Raw genomic sequence first — 6,257 nt, 5'->3', positions numbered from 1 at the left:
ATCTACTACGAAGCCTCCAACGGCTCCAACCGCGGCTTCGCGGCCCTGAACACCGGCGGCAAGCAGCGCTTCTACAAGGTCGACGTCCTCACCGGAAAGGCCACCCCGGTCGGCGACTTCCCCTCCGGCCGCCAGGTCGTCGACGTCGCCCTCCCCCTCAACCAGAACTGAACCAATCGGATCGTGGAGGCGGGCGACCTCGGCCCGCCTCCACCCCGCCACAGGCACGGGGCAGGGGAGCGGACGCGGTGGACGCAGCAGACCCTGGTCGCCGAAAGACCCCGGGTACCGGCGCGTGTCGCGCGAAGACGGCCCGCGCCGACCCTGATTGCCGGGTACAACACCGCCTAGAGCGAAGCCAGTTCGCCGAGGCCGGTGGTGCTCAGGGTGTGGTTCGCCATGTGCAGGTGGCCGACGGCGTTGGGGTGCGCCGGGTCGTCGAGCCAGGGGATGGGGTCCGCCGAGCCGTGGTGCTCCAGCCAGTGGGCCTCGTGGTCGACGAGCAGCGCGCCCGTCTCCTTCGCCAGCTCCCGCACCGCCTGGCAGTACGCGGGCTGTGCCGCGCGCCGATCCCGGCCCGAAACACTCACGAGGACCGGCGTGTGCAGGATGACCTGCGTCCCCGGCGCCACGCCCCCGACGATCCGGCGCATCGCGTCGCGGAACGAGGGGAGCCCGGCCTCGCCGGCCAGGCAGTCGTTGGTGCCCAGTGACACCGAAAGGACATCCGGCGCGAACCGGCCCACAAGACGGTCGTGTTCCGAGAGGACGTCGGCCGCGCCCCAGCCGGAGACACCGGTGTTGATCACGACGTCGGTGAGCCGGCGCAACTGCCACCGGATCCGCTCGTGCACGTGCTCCACCCAGCCTCGCGCGCCGTGGGTGTGCAGCACCCCCTGGGTGATGCTGTCTCCGGTCGCGACCCAGGTCATGGGTCGGTCCGCGAGCTGGATCATCGTGTTCCTCCTCCTGGTGCGGCCGCGCGTTCCCGCCGCCGTTCCTCGTGCGCAGGACATGCTGCCCGCCGAGGTTCCGCGACACAACAGCGTTTGCCGATGGGAACCACGGCTGATGCGCGTCCCCGCCGACCTCGTGAAGCCGCACGGACCGAGCGCTCGACGGGTCGACTGGTCGGCGCGTGCCTGGAGTGCACGGTGCACTCCGGCATAGGAGCCTTGTGGTGTGGTGAAGCCAAGGAGAGCGGCGACCGGTGCGTACCGGCGGAGCTGGCTGCGTGGGGCCCCGCCGCCCCGCTGGGTGCGGGTCCTGCCCGTCCTGCTGCTCGTCGGGGTCGGAGCGGCCTCCCTCACCGACTCCGTTCCGGTGGACATCGGCTTCCTGCTCGGCGCGGTGCCGCCGCTGGCGGTCCTGGCCTACGGACCGGTGGCCACGGCCTTCCTCGGGGCCTCGACGATCGTTCTGCTGACCGTTCCGTTCTTTCATCTGAACCGGCCCGGCAACACCGACCTCTTCACCCTCGGCTTCGTCGCGACCTTGAGCGTCTTCGTCTCCTTCGTCCGCGGGCGCCGGGACGAGCAGCTCGACCTGGAACGCACCGTCGCCGAGACGGCCCAGCGGGCCATCGTCCCGGACGTACGGCGGCGGGTCGGGCCCGTGCGCTGCGGGAGCCTGTACCGCGCCGCCGAGCGCGGCACGCTGGTGGGAGGCGACTTCTTCGACGTCCGGTCCGGCCCGCGCGGGGTGCGGGCGGTCCTCGGCGACGTGCAGGGGCACGGTCTCTCGGCCATCGCGACGGTCGCCTCCGTCCTGGGGGCGTTCCGCGAGGCGGTGCTGGACGACGTGGACGCGGAGGCGATCGCGGCGCGGCTGGACCGCAGGCTCGTGGTCGACTCGGCGGGGACGGAGCACGCGGAGCTCTTCGCCACGGCCGTGCTCCTGGACTTCGCGCCGCAGGGGCGGGAAGTCCGCGTCCTGGCCTGCGGCCACCCGCCGCCGGTCCTGCTGCGCGGCGGAGCCGTGAGCACCCTGGAACTCGACCCCGGACCGCCCCTGGGGATGGGTCTCGCCGATGTCATGCCCGGAACGACCGCCAGGGTGCCGCTGCTGCCCCGGGACACGCTGCTCCTGGCGTCGGACGGTGTCCTGGAGGCACGCGACGCCTCCGGTGCCTTCTACCCCTTCCTCCAGCGTCTGGCACGTATGACCGGTGTCGGCCTCGACCGGTTGCCCGACGAGATCTGGGCAGACCTGAGTCGCTTCGCCCCGAAGATCCAGGACGACGTCTCCCTCCTGATCCTCACCCTGGACACCGCTGGGCCGGACTGACGGGACAGCCCGGCGCCGCGAGCGAGCGCCGCGCGGGGCGCGGGTCCGGACGTACGTGGCGCCCGCTCGGCGGGACCGCGGAGCGTGACTACGGATCGGGGTGGGCATCGGCCCGGCCATGGCCGTCACCCGGTGACGCGAGCATCGTTAATCGGTCGTACTGAACGACCGTTCGGTAAACCCGACGTGTCCTTGGCCAGGCCGACAGCCACCCTGGCGCCCGAGAGGGAGGGGTGCGGCGGGCGGTCCGGGGTCACGAATGGCGGTCCTGACCTGCTGAACATTCTTTCGATCACCGGCATGCGGGCGTCTGTGTCCGGATAGCGACGGCGAAGGTGCGGTTGCTCTTCGTGTCAGACACACTCCGAAGCGCAATCGAGGCGGTGATCGGAAGGTAGATGCCGCTTCAACTCTTCGAATCGAAAGTGAGTGCCCCTCGTGTTTCGCCGTTTCGCTGCGGTCTCCGCATCCGCTCTCCTCTGTGTCGCCGCCACCTCCGGGGTCGCGGAAGCCGGGACCGACAGCCTGTACGCGCCCTCCGCCGTCGTGCTGAGCATCGGCGAGGGCGCCGACGCGAGCTCGGCCACCGTCATGCGCGCGGTCACGCTCAGCTGCGCGCCGACCGCCGAGGGAACGCACCCCGCCCCCGAAGCCGCCTGTGCCGAACTCAGGGCGACCTCCCTGGGCGGCACCTTCGACGGGCTGCTGGCCTCCCCGAACCCGGACCGCATGTGTCCGCAGCACTTCGACCCGGTCACCGTCACCGTGGACGGAGTGTGGGAGGGGGCCCGCGCCTCGTGGCGGTACACCTTCGCCAACACGTGCGTCATGGGCGTCACCCTGAACGGCGGGGCGGCCTTCGCGTTCTGACCGTCCGCGTGACGGACGTGCCCTGACCGGCACCCGGAGAGCAGGGTGCCCGACCGTTCCCCGCGGTCGGGCACCCTTTCACACGCGCTGTCCCCTCTCCGCTCCCGGGCCGCGCGGTGCGCCGGTGCCGAAGGCGCGGCGGTAGGCGGCGGGAGAGGTGCCGAAGGCCGCCCGCATGTGCGCGCGCAGGGAGTTCCCGGAGCCGAGCCCGGCGCGATGGGCGACGAGGTCGACGGGGAGCTCGGTCGTCTCCAGCAGTTGCTTGGCCAGTTCGAGGCGCTGTGCCGTGAGCCACTGCACGGGGGCCATGCCGGCCTCGTCGCGGAACCGGCGGGTGAAGGACCGCAGGCTCATCCGGGCGTGCTCGGCGAGCCGGGCGAGGGTGAGCGGTTCCGCGAGGTGTTCCAGGGCCCAGGCCCGGGTGGCGGTGGTGCTGGCCACGGTGACCTCCGGGACGGGCCGGTCGATGAACTGCGCCTGCCCGCCGTCCCGCCACGGAGGCACGACACACATGCGGGCGGCGCGGTTCGCGGCCGCGGCGCCGTGGTCGCGGCGGATCATGTGCAGGCACAGGTCGACACCCGCCGCGACGCCCGCGGAGGTCAGGACGTCTCCGTCGTCCACGAACAGGACGTCCTCGTCGACCTTGACCCGGGGGAAGGCCCTGCGGAACTCGGGGGCCAGGTTCCAGTGGGTGGTGGCCGGCCGGCCGTCGAGGAGACCGGCGGCGGCGATGACGTAGGAACCCGTGCAGATGGACACCAGGCGGGTGCCCGGCCGGATGCCGGCGATGGCGGCGGCGACCTCAGGCGGCAGCGGGCCGCCCCGGCCGAGTTCGGGCATGGCGTGCGTCGGCGGCACGACCACGGTGTCCGCGGCGGCGAGGGCCTCGGGGCCGGCCGCGGGCTGCACGGTGAAGCCCGCGTCGCTGAGTACGGGGGAGCCGTCGGCCGTGCAGATCGTGACCTCGTACAGGGGGTGGCCGTCCGCGTCCTGGGCGCTGCCGAACACCCTTGAGGGGATGCCGAGTTCGAAGGGAGGCACCCCGGGCAGCGCGAGCACGGCGACCCGGTGCGGTGTCGCCCGCTTCTTTTCCCGCTCGTTCTCCGGCATCCGGCCACCCTTTCCGCTCCTGGCCAGATCCTGACACATACTGGCCAGGCAGCCAACACCGTATGGGACCCGGGTACCGGATCGTGGACCCGTCGCCGCCGGAAGGGTTCCGGGGGCGTGCGGAACGAGAAGGAATCGAGGCGGACAGCATGCGTGCGGTGGTCGTGGAGCAGTGGGGCGGACCCGAGAACCTGGTCGAGCGCGACGTGGAGCGCCCCGAGCCCGGCCTCAACGAGGTCCTGGTGCGGGTCCACGCGGCCGGAGTGAACCCGGTGGACTGGAAGACCCGGGCCGGTGGGGCCCTCATCGAGTGGGGCGCCGTCCCGGCCGTCGGCTGGGACGTGTCCGGCACGGTGGAGGCGGTGGGCCCCGGCGTGGGGATCTTCCGGCCCGGCGACGAGGTCTTCGGCATGCCGCTGTTCCCCCGGCAGGCCGGCGGATACGCCGAGTACGTGGTGGCCCCGGCCCGCCACCTCGCCCCCAAGCCCGCCTCCCTGACCCATGTGGAGGCCGCCGCGCTGCCGCTGGCCGCGCTCACCGCCTGGCAGGCCCTCGTCGACACCGCCGACGTCCGCCCCGGGGAGCGGGTGCTGGTGCACGCCGCCGCGGGTGGGGTCGGACATCTCGCCGTACAGATCGCCAAGGCCCGCGGGGCGTACGTCATCGGCACCGCGAGCGCCGCCAAGCACGACCTCGTGCGGGAGCTCGGCGCGGACGAGACGGTCGACTACCGCGAGGCCCGCTTCGAGGACGTCGTCTCCGAGGTGGACGTCGTGCTGGACGCCCTCGGAGGGGAGACGGCCGAGCGTTCCCTGAAGGTCCTCCGCGACGGCGGCAGGCTGATCACCCTGCCGGGCCCGGACGACGTCCCCGCCGCTCCGGACGGTGTGCGGGCGGCCTGGGTCCTGGTCGAACCCGACCACCTGGGCCTGCGTGAGATCGCGGCCCTGGTGGAGGACGGAAGGCTGAGGCCGGTGGTCGACCTCGTGCTGCCGCTCGCCGAAGCGGCGAAGGCCCACGCGATCGGGGAGCAGGGCCGCACCACGGGGAAGATCGTCCTCACGGTCGTCTGATCCGGGGCCCGACGGACACGGCGCCCAGGGACACTGCGGGCCAGTGCCACGGCGCCCGGTGCCACGGTGCCCAGGGGCACGGCGGCCGGGGTACAGAATGCCTGGCGGTACGTACTCCTACGGAAGGCACCCGCATGAACCTGCCCGCATCAGGCCGCCGCGTCCTCGTCAGCGGCGCCTCCAGGGGCTTGGGTCGGGCGGTCGCCCAGGCCTTCGCCGCGAACGGCGACCGGGTCGCCGTCCACTACGGATCGCGTGCCGAGGACGCCCGCGCCACGCTGGACTCCCTCGACGGGACGGGGCACACCCTGATCGGAGGGGACCTCGCGGACCCCGAGGCGGCCGTGGCCGTGGTCGACGCGGTCGCCGAGGCGTTCGGCGGGATCGACGTACTGGTCAACAACGCCGCCGTGAACCTCCGCCACCCACTCGCCGAGACCCCGTACGACGAGTGGGTGGAGGTGTGGCAGCGCCATGTGTCCGTGAACCTGCTGGCCACCGCGAACCTGAGCCATCTCGCGGCGCGGCGGATGATCGACCAGGGTTCGGGCGGCCGGATCGTCAACATCGGCTCCCGGGGCGCCTTCCGGGGCGAGCCCGACCACCCGGCCTACGGCGCGACCAAGGCCGCCGTCCACGCGCTCGGCCAGTCGCTGGCGGTCTCGCTCGCCCCGTACCGGATCGCCGTCGCCTCGGTGGCACCCGGCTTCTTCGCCACGGAACGCGTCTCGCCCCGGCTGGAGGGGCCCGAGGGCGCCGCGATCCGCTCCCAGAGCCCCTTCGGCCGGGTGGCCGGGCCCGCCGAGATCGCGGCGGCGGTGCTCTGGTTCGCCTCTCCGGCGGCGGAGTGGTCGTCCGGCACGATTCTCGACCTCAACGGAGCTTCGTACCTCCGGAGTTGAGGTCCTCCGCCCG

At 72.8% G+C, this 6,257-nt stretch carries 7 protein-coding genes; 5 read left to right on the top strand and 2 right to left on the bottom strand.

Going from position 1 to position 6,257, the window contains the following annotated elements; all coding sequences use genetic code 11:
* Positions 1-171, top strand: coding sequence for a DUF4394 domain-containing protein (locus tag ABT129_RS35685; RefSeq protein ID WP_351910009.1), 171 nt, complete (start codon positions 1-3; stop codon positions 169-171).
* A 176-nt stretch (positions 172-347) separates the two neighbouring features.
* On the opposite strand, the gene ABT129_RS35680 is transcribed toward ABT129_RS35685, so the two are convergent.
* Positions 348-956, bottom strand: coding sequence for an SGNH/GDSL hydrolase family protein (locus ABT129_RS35680; protein WP_351910005.1), 609 nt, complete (start codon positions 954-956; stop codon positions 348-350).
* 226 nt (positions 957-1,182) lie between these two features.
* Here ABT129_RS35680 and ABT129_RS35675 point away from each other — a divergent pair, with 226 nt between their 5' ends.
* Positions 1,183-2,286, top strand: coding sequence for a PP2C family protein-serine/threonine phosphatase (locus ABT129_RS35675; RefSeq protein WP_351910003.1), 1,104 nt, complete (start codon positions 1,183-1,185; stop codon positions 2,284-2,286).
* Between the two features lie 438 nt (positions 2,287-2,724).
* Entirely contained in the window at positions 2,725-3,156 is a 432-nt protein-coding gene (locus tag ABT129_RS35670; RefSeq protein WP_351910001.1) for a subtilase-type protease inhibitor, read from the top strand.
* Between the two features lie 78 nt (positions 3,157-3,234).
* Here ABT129_RS35670 and ABT129_RS35665 read toward each other — a convergent pair whose 3' ends face one another.
* The gene (locus tag ABT129_RS35665; RefSeq protein WP_351909999.1) at positions 3,235-4,269 is read right to left on the bottom strand and encodes a GlxA family transcriptional regulator; all 1,035 of its coding nucleotides are present in this window, start codon (positions 4,267-4,269) and stop codon (positions 3,235-3,237) included.
* A 149-nt stretch (positions 4,270-4,418) separates the two neighbouring features.
* Between ABT129_RS35665 and ABT129_RS35660 the strand changes: the two genes are divergently transcribed.
* Both ABT129_RS35660 and ABT129_RS35655 read left to right on the top strand, forming a co-directional pair.
* On the top strand, positions 4,419-5,342 hold the full coding sequence (locus ABT129_RS35660) for an NADP-dependent oxidoreductase (protein ID WP_351909997.1): 924 nt from the start codon (positions 4,419-4,421) through the stop codon (positions 5,340-5,342).
* A 134-nt stretch (positions 5,343-5,476) separates the two neighbouring features.
* Positions 5,477-6,244 carry an SDR family NAD(P)-dependent oxidoreductase gene (locus tag ABT129_RS35655; protein WP_351909995.1) on the top strand — a complete coding sequence of 256 codons (768 nt, stop codon included), beginning with the start codon at positions 5,477-5,479 and terminating at the stop codon, positions 6,242-6,244.
* Positions 6,245-6,257 lie beyond the last annotated feature (13 nt).

This window comes from Streptomyces sp. NPDC002057 (assembly GCF_040296665.1).
GTDB lineage: Bacteria > Actinomycetota > Actinomycetes > Streptomycetales > Streptomycetaceae > Streptomyces.
The sequence above is the reverse complement of the archived record's forward strand: the minus strand, read 5'-3'. Positions and strand labels throughout refer to the sequence as shown.

What these genes read in the sequence shown, in the direction of transcription:
- ABT129_RS35680 (WP_351910005.1), bottom strand. Translation starts at nt 956, where the DNA reads ATGATCCAGCTCGCGGACCGACCCATGACCTGGGTCGCGACCGGAGAC.
- ABT129_RS35665 (WP_351909999.1), bottom strand. Translation starts at nt 4,269, where the DNA reads ATGCCGGAGAACGAGCGGGAAAAGAAGCGGGCGACACCGCACCGGGTC.
- ABT129_RS35660 (WP_351909997.1), top strand. Translation starts at nt 4,419, where the DNA reads ATGCGTGCGGTGGTCGTGGAGCAGTGGGGCGGACCCGAGAACCTGGTC.
- ABT129_RS35655 (WP_351909995.1), top strand. Translation starts at nt 5,477, where the DNA reads ATGAACCTGCCCGCATCAGGCCGCCGCGTCCTCGTCAGCGGCGCCTCC.